At 56.9% G+C, this 17,429-nt stretch carries 13 protein-coding genes; 9 read left to right on the top strand and 4 right to left on the bottom strand.

Annotated elements, in window-relative coordinates:
- Positions 1–14: 14 nt before the first annotated feature.
- Entirely contained in the window at positions 15–1,022 is a 1,008-nt protein-coding gene (locus B3E94_RS13935) for a DNA-binding protein (protein ID WP_286913948.1), read from the top strand.
- A gap of 72 nt (positions 1,023–1,094) precedes the next feature.
- On the opposite strand, the gene B3E94_RS13930 is transcribed toward B3E94_RS13935, so the two are convergent.
- A complete protein-coding gene (locus tag B3E94_RS13930) occupies positions 1,095–1,955 on the bottom strand; it encodes a hypothetical protein (RefSeq protein ID WP_286913947.1) in 861 nt (286 codons plus the stop codon).
- Positions 1,956–2,707: 752 nt separating this feature from the next.
- Here B3E94_RS13930 and B3E94_RS13925 point away from each other — a divergent pair.
- The 8 genes from B3E94_RS13925 to B3E94_RS13890 all read left to right on the top strand — a co-directional run bounded on the left by B3E94_RS13925 (position 2,708) and on the right by B3E94_RS13890 (position 11,137).
- A complete protein-coding gene (locus tag B3E94_RS13925) occupies positions 2,708–3,355 on the top strand; it encodes a hypothetical protein (protein ID WP_286913946.1) in 648 nt (215 codons plus the stop codon).
- A gap of 504 nt (positions 3,356–3,859) precedes the next feature.
- Positions 3,860–4,084, top strand: a complete 225-nt coding sequence (locus tag B3E94_RS13920) for a hypothetical protein (RefSeq protein WP_286913945.1) — start codon at positions 3,860–3,862, stop codon at positions 4,082–4,084.
- Entirely contained in the window at positions 4,057–5,994 is a 1,938-nt protein-coding gene (locus B3E94_RS13915) for a hypothetical protein (RefSeq protein WP_286913944.1), read from the top strand. Before B3E94_RS13920 ends, B3E94_RS13915 begins: the two co-directional genes overlap by 28 nt.
- Entirely contained in the window at positions 5,984–6,925 is a 942-nt protein-coding gene (locus B3E94_RS13910; protein WP_286913943.1) for an ATP-binding protein, read from the top strand. The genes B3E94_RS13915 and B3E94_RS13910 overlap by 11 nt, the downstream gene beginning before the upstream one ends.
- The gene (locus B3E94_RS13905) at positions 6,919–8,829 is read left to right on the top strand and encodes a hypothetical protein (RefSeq protein WP_286913941.1); all 1,911 of its coding nucleotides are present in this window, start codon (positions 6,919–6,921) and stop codon (positions 8,827–8,829) included. Before B3E94_RS13910 ends, B3E94_RS13905 begins: the two co-directional genes overlap by 7 nt.
- Positions 8,830–8,843: 14 nt before the next feature.
- Positions 8,844–9,332, top strand: a complete 489-nt coding sequence (locus B3E94_RS13900) for a hypothetical protein (RefSeq protein ID WP_286913940.1) — start codon at positions 8,844–8,846, stop codon at positions 9,330–9,332.
- A 511-nt stretch (positions 9,333–9,843) separates the two neighbouring features.
- Positions 9,844–10,518, top strand: coding sequence for a DUF2589 domain-containing protein (locus B3E94_RS13895; RefSeq protein WP_286913939.1), 675 nt, complete (start codon positions 9,844–9,846; stop codon positions 10,516–10,518).
- Positions 10,519–10,603: 85 nt separating this feature from the next.
- Positions 10,604–11,137, top strand: coding sequence for a DUF2589 domain-containing protein (locus B3E94_RS13890; protein WP_286913938.1), 534 nt, complete (start codon positions 10,604–10,606; stop codon positions 11,135–11,137).
- Positions 11,138–11,143: 6 nt separating this feature from the next.
- On the opposite strand, the gene B3E94_RS13885 is transcribed toward B3E94_RS13890, so the two are convergent.
- Genes B3E94_RS13885 through B3E94_RS13875 form a run of 3 tightly spaced genes read right to left on the bottom strand, consistent with a single transcriptional unit; the run spans position 11,144 to position 17,258 of the window.
- Positions 11,144–14,818: a translocation/assembly module TamB domain-containing protein gene (locus B3E94_RS13885; RefSeq protein ID WP_286913936.1), complete on the bottom strand. Its 3,675-nt coding sequence runs from the start codon at positions 14,816–14,818 to the stop codon at positions 11,144–11,146.
- Positions 14,815–16,557, bottom strand: a complete 1,743-nt coding sequence (locus B3E94_RS13880; RefSeq protein ID WP_286913935.1) for an autotransporter assembly complex protein TamA — start codon at positions 16,555–16,557, stop codon at positions 14,815–14,817. The genes B3E94_RS13885 and B3E94_RS13880 overlap by 4 nt, the downstream gene beginning before the upstream one ends.
- A gap of 50 nt (positions 16,558–16,607) precedes the next feature.
- Positions 16,608–17,258 (bottom strand): GNAT family N-acetyltransferase, encoded by a 651-nt coding sequence (locus tag B3E94_RS13875; protein ID WP_286913934.1) that lies wholly within the window; start codon positions 17,256–17,258, stop codon positions 16,608–16,610.
- Positions 17,259–17,429: the final 171 nt, after the last annotated feature.

Raw genomic sequence — 17,429 nt, 5'->3', positions numbered from 1 at the left:
GTCGGATCAATGCCATGGCTCGAAACGGAATCAACAAAGCGCTGGTGCAGGCAGCGCGCGATGCACTGCTTTCCCGGGGTGAGGCGCCGAGCATCGAGGCGGTGCGAGTCGAACTGGGTAACACAGGTTCGAAGACGACGATCAACCGCTATCTGCGCGAACTGATGGACGAGGAACCCCGACCGCCTGCCGTCACATTGAACGAAGAGGTACAGGCTTATATAGAAAGTCTGGTCCAGCGCCTGGCGGCAGACGCGCAAGATGCAGTCAGCGCTGACCGAGCCCGCCTTGAGCGGCAGAAGGCGGCCTACGAACAGCAACGTCAGGTCGATAGCGCCCGCCACGACGAACTGAAAAAAGCCCACCAATTGCTGCTCGACGAGCGCTTGGAGGCCCGCGAGCGGGAGCATACTCTCTCAACTCAGGTGCAACATCTGGAAGGTGACCGACAGCGTCTGCTCGCCACAGAAGCCCATCTGCAACAAGCCATGCGCGATCGCGCCGATCAGTTGCAGTCACTGGAGGGAAAGTATCAGCAGGCGCACGATTCTTTAGTGCATTTCCGTGAACATGCTCGCCAACAACGCGACGCGGAGATCCAAAGTAATAAAGCACAACTGCAGCAGCTCCAACATGAACAGCGCCGTCTTCAGGAGCAGCTATACAGTAAACAAGAGGAACTGACCCAGGTCTATCGAGAGCTTGAACGAAAGACGGCCGATCACCAGGCCCAACGCCTCGCCCTGCAGGCAGAGCAGAAACAGCTCCAGCAACTCAACTACGCTCATGAACAACTGAAAACAGTTGTCAACCAGTTCCACCAGCGTGAACAGTTGCTGCTACTCGAAGCCGCGGGCTTACGTGAACGTGCTCACCGCTATCTGCTGGATCGCCGCCAAGACCGGCGGAATCTTCGTGACCTGACGCAACAATTGCATCAAGTTCACCAACTCTTGTACCGCCTGCCCAGAGCCGGGATTGGATTTCTACAAAGGACAGACCCGAATGACGCGCCTCCCTGATTGGTCGGTTGCACTAAACATTGCTCCTCCTGCTCATGGCGCTCCAATTATCCGCGGAGGACTCAGCGGTCTTCATTGATGCGTGTATTCGCAGCATATACCATTCAGGCTAAGCGGGTGATCCCGCCATTGCGCCAGCTTTCGGCACCATTTTTTCTGTAAGGACCGAGGCACCCCACAACTTTCTTCTCCCAATGGCTGTTGAGGGCCAATATCCAACTCGCTCTGAAGTTCCTCGCGAAAGTTCCAGATAAGCATGGCGAGAGCTTGATCATCGCCATGCAGCCACTGCCCTTGCTGCAAACAATTAAAAAGGTCTTCACTTGGCATCCACTTGGCTACACGGGACTGCCAATTACTTTGCGATGCGTCCCCACCGAGTATTATCGGAGTGAGAAAATCATAAAACTCGCTGCGAACAAAACTAATAGGTCGCTGCATGCCACTAAGGCGCACCATGGCCAATAAGTTATCCTTCAACCACAGCCGGTGAGAACAAAATCGAGGAGCGTGCGTCTGATATAATACCAGATGAACGGCCAAGCTAGGCCAATCGACACGGTCGTATAACAGCCGGGTTAACTTACCATTGTAACCATCCAACGGCTCTCCACCTATTCGAATACTATCTGCGAGGTCATCCCACTCGCCGCTCCATTCGGGGTGAAAGACGAACGTGAACAACGGATTGTCATACAGCGCGCGCAGATGAGGGAAGTGATCGAACAAGAATTTCTGATTATGCAACCATGGTTTCGCACCGCTCCGCATACTCCTCCATAGCGACACACTATCGTGCCAGGGGCGGAGCGTGTGCCAGTAATTTGCCATGCTTGATGGCTTGGGCGGGCAGCCTATCGATTGTGCCGTAGCGTGAAACAATATTCTGCTGCGAAACGCAGAGCCTGCAGATCCAGGTTTCAGAGTAGACATGCTGTACACCTGTATGATGATCAGTACGCGATCTCCCTTGCGCGTAAATTAAGCCCTCAAGAGCTTGCACAAAACCCTCGCATTAGAGCCTTGCGCGGAAAAATAGATGGTGTCAATTTTCAACTCTTGGCCCAGCCTGTAGTACACCCCATAATGAAAGCCAAGGAAAGCACCAGTTTGAAGTGTCAACACTTCGCTCTGGACCTGCCTTTGACAGGCCCGCTGGATTAAGGAATGTGAAATATCTATCACCAAGGAAATAAAAATGCATTCTATCAATTATCCATAGCCGATTTAAAAGATAGGAGCTGTAAGCCCAAGGATCGGCCCCAGATGGAGAGTGGGTAAATAATATTCGGCGAGGCGCAGCCTCTCAGAAGGTAAGTCACAGACATCAACGCTGTTCAAGTCCATGGTTTATGGTTTATGGTTTATGGTTTATGGTTTATGGTTTATGGTTTATGGTTTATGGTTTATGCATAACGAAGGTTGCGGCCCCCTCAAAATAAACCATGGCCTTGGCCAAAAATTAAATCCCTTACATTGTTCAACGTGAACTCAGGATGATTCAATGAATGGATCACCCTAATTTGAAAAGAGCTATCGATACGGCTCAATTTGTTCGCTAGCGAAAAACTGATGGTCAGCATTTTGCGAGGGCCAGTTCATACCACCGGAAAGCCATGCCTTATATATAGAATCCGAAACACTATAGGTCGTTAAGACCGGTGTGACTTCTTAGGAGCAAAATCATGCTCATTGTGCCGCCGAAACTAATGTTGAATCTCCAGGTGACCGTAGCTGTCGCTCCGAGTCGAGGGCGCCACGGTAGGCGTGTCACCCAATTCCCTTCGCGGAAAAATGATCGTGTCATGGGGTGTGATTCCTTGCTCGAAGCAGATTTTTGTCTCCTCCTGGAACGAAACCCGAATATCAGGAGTTATACCACTCAGCCTTGTACCATCGAGCTACTGACACCGCGCTCGCGCTATACGCCAGACTTTGAGGTCATATATCAGAGTGGCAAGATAGCACACTACGAAATAAAACATGATAATAAATACAATAGTTCGCGCAACGTAGCTCGCCGCCATCTGTACGAACCAATCTTCACGGAGTGCGGTTCTTTCCTGAAAACAATCAAACAAACCGAAATACAACAAGCCGGCGCCGATAGTGATTTAAAAAAACTGTACTGGTACTCGTTCGGAGCCGTTGCCGCTCAAGCCAACCTCTTGGCCAAATCTCTTCCCACGACTGCCGAGGAAGCCCGAACAATTGGCGAGCTTCTCGGCCGAGGATATCGAATGCAAGAGATTGCTTACGCACTGTTTTACCGCATGCTTTTTAGAGTGGATACTGGGCCAGTACATTTAGGTTCGAAAATCATCAGTCACTGACGGCTTTCACTTGATCCAGATTGATTGGGAGGCTCTCTTATGAACCAGACTCTCCGCTATCCCTTTGCCCCGAATAAAGGTAAACAGCTGTACCCAGGACAGGCAAAACAATGTCGTCAGAGTCTACGACTGCAACTGGAGATAACTGCATCAGTGGCCCTGCCCAACTGTGTCTCGCCGCACGAGCTTTGGGTCTTTGTAGATGAGATCTGCGTGGTGCAACACTTCATCAAAGGTTCTCAAACGGACTCAAAGGGCCGAGTGGCTTTACCCGCATCCGCTCCACATTTCAGAAGTCACAAGGACAGCTATCCATGGCTATTAAGCCATGGCTCGCCTTACAGCCTTCTCTTGTCCCTACGCCTCATCGGTCCTCTGACTCGTCGCGGTATCACGTTGTGGCTAATAGTCGATCAGATAAGTCAGAGGATTCTGGATTCTGGATTTCGGAATTATAGATTGGAAGGCACAGTTATGAACCGCACGAATCGACGGAGCACGGGAATGTCTTACACCCTTGATAACGGCGCAGAATTCAACAGCAAAGTGCTGGCTGATCGCTTGGCTTTGAACGGGGTTCAGGTCATTTTCTATGCACCCCGCGCGCCTAAATCGAAACTCTGCGTCGAACGTTACTTCCAGACCCTGAACACTCACCGCATCCCTCGGCGTGAATCATTGATCATCAGCGGAGATACCAAATGCGCACGCTCGCCAGCTTCACTGTGACCCCGGGCGAACACTATCGCTGTGGCGACGAAGAGTACCAGGTCACGTCTGTAGAACAAGGTACTGTGCAACTGCGCAGCTTGCGCCGCACCGGCATGATCACCTGCAAGTCAATCGACCGATTCAAGGCTGCCTGCAGCCGCGGCTACTACTTCAAGGTCGCCGAGGCGCCCTTGAAAGGCCAACCCAATACGATTGTGTCTGGCCTGTCCGAAGCACATCAGCATGTACACAATAAGCGACTGGCTTATGTCAGGGCCGCTGAAGCCCGTTTCGGTACGAAGTTGCCAGTGGCTGAGACCCTGCAGTTGATCAACGAGATCAAGTTAGAGCGCAAGGACGCTGTCGCTCCGACCTATCCAACGCTGTATAGCTGGTGCAGGGCTTATCGATTGGCTGGTGGAAGCGCCATTGCCCTCGTACCTCGTCCGAGACGCGGTCAATGTCGGATCGCGCGTCAGACTGAAGAAGTGCGATCGGTCTTCAACTACAACATCGATCTGTTCTACTTAACGAGGACTCCCCTGCCCATTTCTGAGGTGATCGACAGCATCACTGCACAACTGAAAGTCGACAACAGCAAGCGACCAATGCACCAGCAAGTGCGCATCCCCTCCTTCTCCACATTCTACCGGCTCATCAAAGAACTGGATCAGTTTCGTGTTGACAGTTGTCAGCATGGCAAAGAGTTTGCCAAGCAGCGGCAAAAGTGGAGCAAAAAAGCCAAGTCGCCCAACTATCTGCTGGAACGCGTGGAGTGTGACAGCCAGCAAGTGGACTTGCAGCTGGTCGACGACCAAGGGCGCAATATCGGAAGGGCTTGGCTTACAGCGATGCTGGAAGTGAAGTCGCGAAGAATTATCGGCTGGGATCTTTCACTAAACCATCCGAGCATTGAAAAAACAATCCGTGCCATCAAGGTGTCATTGACACCAGGGGATCGACGAGGCGCGGGAGTCTCTTATACCTGCGACAACGGGCCGGACTTTATCAAAAAAAAGTTGGCTGATAGCTTGGCGTTGATTGGCGCTCAGGTCATTTTCTGTGAGCCTGCCGTGCCTGACCAGAAACCCCACGTCGAGCGTTGGTTCAAGACCCTTAACACCCAATTGACTCATAATCTACCTGGCACCACATTTTCAAACCCCATCGAGTGTGGCGATTATGAATCGAAAAAAGAAGCTGTTTACACCTTGGAGCAATTCAAAGAGTTATTTGAGCATTGGCTGGAGAACATCTACCATGCCACGCCACACTCCTCACTGGATGACACCAGCCCCAATGATGCTTGGGACAATAACGTCGACCCTTGTTTTCCGCCTAAGACCTACAGTTTAGAAGACATTCACCAGATATTTCTGAGCAAAGCCACTGCCAAGCCAGTCAATGGGCGGGTGCGCTACCACCACCTGCAATGGACCTGTCCCGCAATTCCGTATTTGTCCACTCGCAGTCGGGGCGAAGTAACACTGACGTTTTTCTATGACGTCAGCGAACTGGGTACCATTTGGATCTGTGACCCTCAGGACTCAAATAAATTGTATGCCGCTGAGGCGGTTGATCCCGACTACCAAGTCGGGCTGACAATGTCCATGCACGATGAGGTTCGCGCCGCTATGTCTGAACGCCGTAAAGCTTTTAGCTTCGCCAAAGCAAAAGAACAACGTCGGTTACTCAACCTCAAAATGCGAGCCAAACGCAAAAAGGCGACCCACAAGCCCAAGACCTCATCGAAGACGACTAAAGCAACTGCTACCCCAGAGCACACCCCAGCAATAGCTCGAGCACAGAGCCGCCCCGCGCCTGCAAGACTGCCTTTTACTGACAGCATACCCAGCAACGCGGAAGTCGTAGAAGTGATACTTGTTGATGTACCGCCACCCACCACCGGAGATGACCATGAACATTGAAATGCCAGAAAAGGTCCTTAAACTCTCCAACCAGATCGTATTTTACAGCGAATACCGAAACGCTTATGCGATCATGAAGAAGTCTGTTGCCTGTACTAAAAACAGGAATATTCCCAGTTGCGCTGTGGTGACAGGGCCGGCGGGCTCAGGAAAATCCACTCTAGCCAAATTCTTCAACGATTCATTTCCCCCAGCATCGACCGTTATTCGTGACGACGGACTGTATACCATCACTCCGGCTTTTTTATGTACAATCCCAGCCCAAGTGACCGTTAAATCGTTTCTTAAAACCTTGTTGATCAACTTAGGTAATAGCGATACGGGAGGCGATACAGTCGACCTCATCCACCGTTGTACTCGACTTTTGCTAGTCAGAGGGGTGGAAGTAATCATCATCGATGAGTTTCAACGATTAGCCCGTGCGAATGCCGTGCTGATGCGGGAAGGTGTCATCGACTGTCTTGTCACACTCATTAACTTGACAAATATTCCGTTTGTCCTCATCGGAACCGATGAATGCCTAGACTTAATTTACAGCAGAGATGTCCTCGCCAGGCGCTTCCCTTTCCGCGTTGAACTTCACTACCCTGCGTTCAGCGTCGACCCTAAATCGGACTATCAAGCGCTCCTCAGCACGCTGGACAAAAAACTCTATACGATTGGAGAATTGAACGGTGGCTTACACCTCAGCGACCACATGATCTCTGCACAGCTCTATCTGGCAACAAAAGGCAATCTCGAGTACTTGAAACTGATCATCTGCAATGCCTTAGAGTTCTGTCTTCTTCGCGGCGATGGAATTCTGAGAATCAGTGACCTAAGTGATGCAACAGATGAATTGTACATTGCCGAAAACCTGGCAGGCGATAATAGTCCGTTTAAACTTTCTCCTTCCCGTGTAGATGAGATGCTGGAGGCATGCACATGCTGACGCTTGGTTTCATACCCATCCCGCAAGCCGGCGAGTCTCCCTCTAGTGTAATTAGGCGGGCGGCTCTGAATAACGGTTTCTCCAGCTGTACCGTCTACATCGACCGACTACTTAGCAGAAGCTATGTGAAAAACTGCCTATTTGCTTCACAGGCCCTAGCCCAGCATCTGGACCATATCGCGGCAAACTATGGGATCACCGTTTCTAGCGGATTCTATTCGACTTTACTACACCCAAAAACGAGAGCTCTGTGCGCCCAGATCGGCGCGCTCGTTGTCCCCCTTGCCTTGCTAAAGTTTAATGAGGGTGCTATTTGCACGCGGTGCTGGGAGACCGGCGTTGAAAAAGCCTTCAAAGATATCAGAGGGACTGCAGTGTGTCCTGTTCATGCTAGACGTTATCTGACCCGCTGCCCGGCCTGTAACCGGCAATTTACTTGGTCCAACCAGATCGTGGACCGCTGCCTTTGCGGTGCAAAGTTGGCATCGCCATCTGTTACAGCAATGGACGCAATACCCGAGCAATTACTCTTGAAGTGGATGCAAAACCAACAGCAGGAGCACTTCGATTTGTTCGCAGAGATCATGCATACGCTGGGACATAGTGAAGCCTCAAAGTCCGAAATTGAGAATAGGCACATCTTTATCACTGCCATCAGCCTTGCGGGAGAGCACTTTGATCTAGGCACGCCCTCACTCCGCTATCTGATAGGGCCACTCTCCACAGTTAGAAAACGCATGTTTCTGATGAAGTTACTGCCTATTTTGAGCGCCAAAAGTTACACAACACTCTGCACGACCATTGACCAATTACGACCACTGGAGCGCTCGGACAATTCACCTCCGCCAAGCTTGACCTTGACGACGGAACAGACACGCAACTTTCTGAAAATTAGCACGCATAACTGGCATAAAATACGTAAACACCCCGCTTTCCCACACTCATCAAGAACCAAGCCTGTATACCACCGCAAGGAGATCATCCTCATAAAAACAATTGCACATGAAGTTATCTCTCCCCATCACAGCACAACTATAGTGACAGCACCGACCAATCAGATTTCATATTCTGAAGCGGCAATGTTGCTGAAAGTGCCAAGACCTCACTTCGCGCAACTTATCAGCCAAGGTTTTTTTGGAAAAAGGCTCACGAAAATTATGCCAGGACAAGCTTTTCTTGAACGAGAACTGGTAGAGAAGTTCCTAGAGAAATATACATCCGTGTGGTCCATTGCTGCGAACCTCCACAAAGAAACTCGTTACATACGGAAAATAGCTAATTACCTCAACCTTGAGTGCATCTTTACTGCTCTCACACGTCGGAATATTTCCCCGACCCCTTCATTTATCTTGAGCGACGACCTTAGCACTGTCGAAAGGATTTCCAGTCAACATCCGCTATTTGCAAAGCCTAACAGCGACCTAAAGACCTCCCTCGCTAAAATCATACCATTACCGCCCGAGATGCAAAGCCAGGTCATGGATTTGGTTGAAATCGTGAATCATCTGGAAAGCACAAAAGATGAAGTACGCTTTCTCATTCACTCCAACCTGCTGACCCCATGCTATTCCGGACAAAATGGCAAGCTACAAGTACCGATATCCGCTGTCTTAATGTGCCGTGAAAATCTATTACTTAGCAGGGAACTAAAACTCCTAATGGGCAGTAGGAAAAGCCAGGCGTCGACCCAACTTGCCCAACTAAAAATCTTCCCGATAGAGACAACAAACACCACCCCTAATTTTTTTAGCATCTATTATCGCAAAGACTTCACCCCCGAAGTTATTGCATTACTCAACCCCGCCACTCAGACTACCAAAACTTTCAGGACAAGAATCAACTCACCAAAAGCATGTCATTGTGCCGAAAGTACAAAATCAACCCAACTGAATTACGAAAAATAACTGACGAATTAATCTTGGCGCGCCCAGCGCATTTCCGAACTTTGACATTCCAGACCACCCTAAGCCCCACCGAGGTGGAGATCGCCGAGAACGCCATCAAAAACCTTAAGCCCCTCGCCAAGCTAGAAAGAATAACGAATCTAGAACAGAAAAAAATTTATTACATCTTCATAAAGCCAACAAAACTTTTCCACATCATAATAAACAAAGCCATCTACATCACACCAGATGACTTCAACATTATCAAAAAGTTCTACAGCACACACTATACATTAGCGGAAGCTACGGCAATCATCGGTGCTGCCAGAGGTTACATTCACCACCTTGTCACAATGGGTTTCATCAAGGCTGCCAAACTCCCGTTAGGCGGAAAATGCTACGAGACCATGATTACAAAAGACGCATTACAAAAAGCCCACGAACGCCATCGGACTCACAGCCGTTCGCATTCACTGCAAAACCATGCTTCCATGGATAACACTAATACCAAGCTTACTCCATAGACTGTATGTTGCGTCGCCAGACGATGATGGCACTTCACTTTCCCCTCAAAGCACTCACGCTACGCCTGGCCCAATGCCACTACACCTCATGATTCTGAGTGCGCATTGTGTGTTGCCCTGGTTTCCCTCACGCAGGCACTCTCAATAATATCCGCCTCACCCAAGATAAATCATCAGTCTCAAATCCAGAGCTTTGACGATTCCACTGCGGAATCGCCATTAGATTCTCTAGATCCTACGCAAGAAATTTATGATTGCGAAGCCGAGCCTCCCTCAGCGCCTCACTCTGAGAGTACCCAGTTCAGACTTAATTGACATAACCATCCAACATTTCATTTTTTTTGAAAAAATCTTCCAGCTTTATTTGAACATCGAAAAAAAAATTAAGCGATTTCAACGCGGCGATTTTGGAGAATTTTGAATAACTACGACAGGAACCTTGCGTTCGCTGAGCGCCCGGCCATGACCGCCCACGGTCATGCCCAAGCCCCCCACAGAGAGAACCCCCACCATGTCCATCGACTCCAGCCTGATCGGTTCCGTCGTCAATGCCCTGCCCATGGACCGGATGATTGCCGGCCCCCTGCAAGCCATGGTCCAGGCCCAGGTGACCGCCAGCAAATCCTATGCAGACTTCCTCATGCAGGTGTGCATACAGGATGGCAAGGCGGTCGCCATCCAGTTCGACTACGACGAGACCATCGTCAACGAACAGGGCGAATACCAGGGCATTGCCAGCAAGACCCTGAAAGTGCCGCTGGTAGCGGCCATCACCCACCCCAACATCACCATCGAGGAGGGCACTGTCGAGTTCGAGCTGACCATCAGTCAGATGGCCGAAGACACCAGTGAATCGAACAAAAGCGGCGAGCTTGCTGCTTCGCTGGGTTGGGGGCCATTCAAGCTGGATGCCAAAGGCAGCATCAGCCATAAATCGACGCAAACCCGCAAGACCGACACCCGCGCCCGCTACGCCTTCCGCACCACCTTGCGGCGCCAGGACCCACCCGAGGCGATGATGCGGGTGATCGACTTCCTCACCGACGCCGCCGTCAAGCCCACTGTGGTCAAAGGTACGGCCCTGCAGAGCCCGGACACGATCTCGTCAGCCGACACCCTCAAAGATGAGGCGGCAAGCAGCAAGCCTGCCGTGAACGCGCTCGAAGCAGCGCCGAGCCAAGCGTAAAAGCCCTCCCCTTGCGCACCCCACTGGTTTCAGCGGGGTGCCGAAAAACCAGGAGCCCGTTGATTGGAACAGCCAGCCGCCCCCAATGACTGCCATTGACCTGCGCGATATCACCCGCGGCCTGCAAGAGGCTGCCGCCGCTGCCAACAGCCTGATCGCCCAGCAGTACATCAACCTGTTCGACCAGTTCTTCGATTGCGACAGCGAGGCCCTCGGCGCGCCGATGAAAGCCAGGATGGTCGAGGTGGCGATGGACGATCAGCACGTGATGCGCGTGCCCCTGTTCGCCCTGATAGCCCCCAAGGGCCTTGCCCTGGAGCGCATGCAGGTCGACCTCTCGGTGCGCGTCAACGGCACGCAGGCGCGCCAGCAACTGGAGGCCGAGTCGCAGAGCGCCAGCAGCGCCAACTTCAAGGTCACCATCGGTGCCCAGGGCCGTCAGGGCGAGGCGCGGGACCCCGATGAAGTGCAGATCCGCATCCAGTTCCAGGCCACCGAACCGCCGGAGGCGCTCAACCGCCTGATCGAGGAATACACCAAGCTGATCACCCCCACCCGCACGCCCGCCCCCCCGCCACCGGAAACCAACGAGTTCATCGAGGCCGCCACCTGTCGCTGACGGCCCTCAGAAATCGCGTTTGTAGAAGATATCCAGCGAGCTCGCCAAGCCGCTGGCCGCCTCCAGGTAGACCTTCTTGCTCAACTTGTAGCGCAGCGCGATGGTGTTGGCCGGCTCGAACACCCCGACGCCATAGCGCAGGCTCAACTTCTCGGTCAGGTTGCCGCTGGCCACCACGCTGGTGGTGTTGCCGGAGCCTTCGGTGTCGAGTTGGAAATCATCGATCCCCAGGCTCGACGCCAAGCTGCCGGTGAGCCCCGCGCTGCCGGCCAGGCCCAGGCCAAGCGCAGCCTCGGCAAGCATGTTGTTATCCTCCCCCGACGTGCCCAACGGGCGCCCCAGCACCAGGTAGGACAGGGCCTGCTCCTGGCTCATGGCCGGCTCGGAAAACACCTTGGTGGTCGGTTGCTCGGCGCTGCCGCTCAGGCGAATGCCGGCGATCACATCGTCGACCTGGCGGATCGCCTCGATATCCAGGTAAGGCTGGTCGATGGGCCCTGCGAACAACAGGCGTGCGCGGCGGATGGTCAGGCGCTGGCCATAGGCCCGGTAGCGGCCATCGGCTAGGCTCAGCTCGCCGCGGGTGTCCATGTTGTCGCCGATGTGCACGTGCCCGAGCAGGTTGGCGGTAAGACCAAAGCCGCTGAAGGACAGCTTGTCACGCCCCACTTCCACATCGATGTCCATGGCCATGGCCATGGGCGCCTTGCCCTCTTCGGTCTGGTGGCCGACGATCACGGTGTCGTCGGAAACCTTGACCGTCGAGGGCGGCAACTCGCGGATGGTGATCTTGCCCTTGGGCACTTGGACCTTGCCGGTCACCGCCAGCTTGTCGTCGATCATCTGCAGCTTGAGGTCCGGGGCCACCTCCAGGGTTGCGTAAGGCTCGACCGTCACCGGCAACTGCTCGCCCTGCAAGTGCAGGTCCATGCCCAGGGCCTGGCCCCAGGTCAGCTGGCCGGTCAACTGGCCACGCCCGGCATCGCCACTGCGCCAACCGCCATTGAGCTGCACCTGCTCGCCGGCAATCGCGGCCTTTAGTGACAGCTCTCGCAGGCTCACCGGCAATTCGGCGCCACTGACTTCGCCGCCACTGAGCACCAGGTTGCCGTTGACCTGCGGGTTGATCAAAGTGCCGGACAGCTGGCCACTGCCATTCAACTGCCCCGCCAGGCGCTCGACCATCGGCACGAAGGGCCGGGCAATCGACACATCGAGGCCGGCCAGGCGGAAGTCGCCCGACAGCGGTTTGTTCTTGCCCAGCGGGTCGAGCCGGGTGTTGAGGCTGAGCTCGCCCAGGCGCTCGCCGCGAAACGCCAGGCGGGTATCGATGCGCCGTGGCGCCAGGCTGCTGTCGATACGCAGCGTCTGGTAGGGGAAGTCGATCCAGCGGCCTTTGTCGCGCACCCGCAGGGTGCCGCCACTGGCATCGATGCTCAATGTGCCTTTCGGGCCACTGGCGGGGATGTCCAGGTTGACGTCGGCATTGAGCAGGCCCTGCCAGGCGAAGTCCTTGGGCAGCCACTGGGCCAGGCTCTGCAGCGGGAACTGCTTGAGGTGGTAACGCAGCCGCGGTTCAGGCGCCAGGCGTTGATCTTCGCCGCACAGGCTGGCCTGGCCGGAGCGCCAGCAATGGGCGCCGAAGTCCAGTTGGCCGCTGGCCAGCCGCTGCAGGCGCGCCGGCGCCTGCAGTTGCCAGTCCTGGCCGCCGGCCTGGACCCGGCCATTGGCCAGGCGGCCGCGCCAGTCGCCCTTGCTCAGCTGGCCATCCAGGCCCAGGTCGAGTTTCAGCTGCGGGCCATCGAGGGCGAGGGTCAGCGCCTGCTGGCGGATGTCGCCCTTGCCATTGGCGCTCAAGGTGCCCAGCACGGTATCGCCCAGGCGGATGCCGTTGGCCTTGAGCTCGATCAGGCCACGCTGGGCGCTGTCCAGATTGGCGTCCAGGTCCAGGCGCTGGATGCGGTTTTCCGCCTGCGCCAGTTGCTGGCCAAGCAAGCTCAGCTTGCCTTGCGGCGCCTGCAGCGTGCCGCTCACATCCAGCCGGCCTTTGACCTGCCCCTGCAGCCGGGGCCACAGCTGCCCCAGGCGCGGCAAGTCGAGGTCGACCCGGCCCGCCAGGCGCTGCTGCAGGCTGCCGCTGCCATTGATGCGGTTGTCACCCAACTGCACCGACAACGCGCCCAGGGTCCAGGCTTGCCCGGCGCCCTGGGCCTCGACTTTAAGCAGCGCCGGTTGGCCGCGCAGGCGGCCCTTGAGGTCGAGCTGGGCGTCCAGGGTCAGCTGCTCGCCCTTCATCTCGCCTTTGCTGCGCAGCGGGCCCGCCAGGGTACCGGGCAGCTCGGCGAGCCAGTAGGCCGGGTCGAGTGCCGACAGTTGCAGGTCGACATCCCAGGCCAGGGTGTCGGCGAAACGCACGGCCACGCTGCCGGCCGCCTTGCCCTGCCCGGCAACCAGGGCCAGTTGCGGCAGGCGTACCTGGCTCAGGTCGCCATCGAACGGGCTGGCCACGCTGAAGGCACCGGCCGGGCCATCGAGGTCGCCATTGAAGGTGCCCTGGTAGTTGCCATCGCGGTACTGCACCTGGGCGTTGAAGCGTTTGAGGGTGACCTGGGGCGGTGTTTCCAGCGGATACAGGCGCAGCCAGGGGAAGTCCTGCCAGTCCAGCTGGGCGTCGGCCAACAGGCCGTTCTGCCAATCGGCGCTGGCCTGCAACTTGATGCGCTGGCTGTCGCTGGCCGTCAAATCCAGGGCCTGCAGTTGCGCGCCCTTGGCATCGACCTTGCCGGTCAGCGCCAAGGCGATCGGCGCCTGCCCGGCGGGCAGGCTGGCACTGCCGGACAATTGATAGCCCTTGAGCAGGTCGCCTTCGGCGTCGAGCTTGAGCTGGTTGAGTTGCAGCGTGTCGGGCAGCGATGCGCTTGGCTTGAACGCCTCGGAGCGGATCTGCAGCTTGGCCGGCAGGTGTTCGGCCAGTGCCTGCAGGTTGCCGGTGAGGTGCGCATCGAGGTAGCCGGTGCTGATGGCATCGAGGTCCAGGGTCTTTTGCAGCGCGCCCTTGGCGGTCAACGCCAGTTGCCAGGCCTGCCCTTCTACCTTGGGCAACTGCACCTGGCCCTGCAGTTGCACGGGCCAGTCACCTTCAGGCTGCAGGTCGCCCTGCAGGCTCACCTGCAAATCGTCGCGCTGCAGTTGCAGGCTGTCGATGCGCAGGCCGCTGGCCGTCCAGTGCGCCGCCAGGTGCAGGTCACCCAGCAGGTCGCTGCCATCCAGGCGCACCTGGCCGACCTTGACTTCACCCACCTCGATGGCCAGTGGCAGGCGCAACGTCGGCAGCTGCAACGGGCCGCTTGCGGCAGGCTGATCGCTCGGCGCAAAGGCCATGTCGATGCGTTCGGCGTGCAGCTGTTCGATGCACAACTTGGCCCGCAGCAGGCAGCCTGGCGACCAGTTCAACAGGGGCGCCTGCAGCTCGACGCGGGTGCCTGCATCGACCCAGCTCAACTGGCTGGCCTGCCAGGTACCGGCCAGGCGGCCCTTGAAGTCGCTGACCGCAAGGCCCGGCACCTTGCCCAGTACCCAGCGGCTGCCGCCTTCGGTGCCGAGCAACAGGCCCACACCCAGCAGCACCAGCAGCACACTGCCCAGCACGCCCAGCACAATGAATTTCAACACACGCATCACAGCTCAGGCCCCATGGAGAAGTGCAGGCGAATACCGCCGTCGTCATCGAGCGCCTTGGCCAGGTCCAGGCGCAGTGGCCCGACCGGCGAGACCCAGCGCACGCCGAAACCGACCCCGGTCTTGAGGCTGGGCAGCTCCAGGGTGTTGAACGAATTGCCCTGGTCGACGAAGGTCGCCACGCGCCACTTTTCGCTCAGCGAATACTGGTACTCGACACTGCCGGCCACCAGGTAGCGGCCACCGATGCGGTCGCCGTCGCTGTTCTTCGGCGACAGCGTCTGGTAGTCGTAGCCGCGCACGCTCTGGTCGCCACCGGCGAAGAAGCGCAGCGAGGGCGGGATGTTGTTCTTGTAGCCGTTAGTGGCACTGCCACCGAACTGCACACGGCCCAGGAATCGGTGGTTGTGGCCCAGGGTGGTGAGGCCCTTGAGCAGGACATTGCCGTGCAGCAGGTTGGTGTCGGAAACCAGCCCTTCCTTGGCCACCTGCGTGTCGAACTGCAGGCGATAGCCATTGTGCGGGTCGATGCGGTTGTCACTGCGCAGGTACGAAAAGCTCACGCCGGGCATCAGCAGGTTGCTCAGCCCCGAGTCGTCGCCCAGGCGATATTCTTCGCGCTGGTACTTCAGGGAAATGACCCGCTGCCAGCCGCTGGGCAACTTGCTGTGCCATTCCGGGCCGACGGTGAGCAGCTTGCTGAGGGTGTCGGTGCCGGCGATTTCTTCGTTCTGGTAGCCGCCGGCGAAGCGCAGCTTGTCGGTCAACGGCGGATCCAGCGGCACGTCGTACCACAGCCCGACGTTCTGCCGGGGTGCCGACAGCTCTGTTTCCCAGCCATAGCTGTGGCCCTGGGCATTGACCCAGTGGCGCGTCCAGTTGGCTTTGGCGCGCGGGCCGACGTCGGTCGAAAAGCCCAGGCCCAGGCCCATGGTCCGTGGCTTGCGGATGTCCAGGCGCACATCCACGGGGATTTGTTCGTCCACCGCGGCGGTGGGCGCGGCATCTACCCGCACACCTTCGAAATAGCCGCTGGACTGCAGGTCGTTGTTGAGTTCGGCGATCAGCTCCGAGTCATAGGGCGTGCCGGGCTTGAAGGAAACCATGCGTTGCAGCAGGTCCTGGTCCAGCGGTGAATCGCCGCTGAACTGGACCGCGCCCAGGCGATAGCGCGGGCCGCTCTGGTAGACCAGTTCGATGTCGGCCACGCCCGCTTGCGGGTCGACCGCAAGGCGCTGGCGGCTGAAACGCCCGCTGAAGAAGCCGTAACGTGATGCCTGGTTCTGGATCAGCCGCTTGGCGTCCTCGTACAGGCCATGGTTGAGCGGCTCGCCTGGGCGCAGGGCCTTGCTGTCGGGAACGCGAAAGGCCTTCATCTCGCTGGCCGGGCCTTCGATGCGCACGGTCACGTTGCGCAGGCGCACCGGCTCGCCCAGGTCGATGTGAATGATGAGCTTTGCGGGCTGGTCGGCCTTGGTCGGCGGCTTGACCTCGGTGTCGATCTGCGCCTGATAGTAGCCAAGTGCCTGCGCGGCCTTGCGCGCCTGCTCCTGTGCCCCGCGACTGAAGCGCAGCAGCGCTTCCTCATCGCGGTCTCCAAGGCTGCCGATATAGCCCTCGACATTGGCCTTGAGCGCCTTGTTGGCCGGTTTTACCTGCACCAGCAACTCGCTCTGGCCCCATGCTGCGAAACTGGCGGCCCAGATAACCAGGCCCCAGGTCAGTCTTCCTGAATACGTCATGCCGCGCATGCTACCAGAGCCAGCCGCTCAAGGGAGCCGTCTGGCGCGCATCAGGCAGAAGTGGGCATGGAAGGCAATGGGTTGGGGTGGAAGAACACCCGCTCGCGGATCGGCCCTACCGCCACCTCGCCAATTTCTTCGTAGCCCTGGCGCTCGTAGAAGGCCAGGTAATGCTCGTTGCCAGAATCCAGCACCACGCCTTGGGTGTTGGGGTCTTGCGCGCACCAGTCGTGCACAGCCTGTAGCAATTGCTCGCCGTAGTGGCCGCCGCGAAACTGCGGGTGCACGCCCAGCAGCGGCAACATGTGCACCTGGCCTGTGGGCAGGCAGCTGGCCAATGCCGCCTGGTAGTCCATGTAGCGGCGGGTACAGCGCTGGCCGGTGCCCAGCAGCATGCGCAGGCGCCAGGCCCAACTGTCGGCCACGCCCAGGCGCCGTTGCGGCGGCACGATCAGGGCCAGGGCGATCAGGCGGTCATCCAGCAGCAGGCCGATGGCGGGCAATTGCAGGTAGAAATGCTGGCGCACCCACTCGCGCACCATCACCCGCAAGCGCCGCTCGTAACCTGGGCGCTGGGCTTCGAAGATGTAGGCAAAGGTAGGTTCGTGGCGGTAGGCGTGGTACAGCAGCGAGCGGGCCTCGCGGCTGTAGCCATCGTCGAGCGTGCAGATGCGGGCCTGGGCGACTGTGGCTTCGGGCATTGCGGGATGTCCTCCTGGAATGGGCATACAGTGCCTTGGAGGTGCCCCACGGCGCTTCGTTCACCCCTGACAGCACGTTAGCAGCGCCTTGGCAAAGCCGCCATGCTGGTGATCGTGGCCGATGTCGGCTAGCATCCGGCCTTTTACCGGGATTGTCTTTCCATGAAGATC

Source organism: Pseudomonas sp. UBA6315 (genome assembly GCF_002438125.1).
In the GTDB taxonomy this organism is placed as follows: Bacteria; Pseudomonadota; Gammaproteobacteria; order Pseudomonadales; family Pseudomonadaceae; genus Aquipseudomonas; species Aquipseudomonas faucium.
The sequence above is the reverse complement of the archived record's forward strand: the minus strand, read 5'-3'. Positions and strand labels throughout refer to the sequence as shown.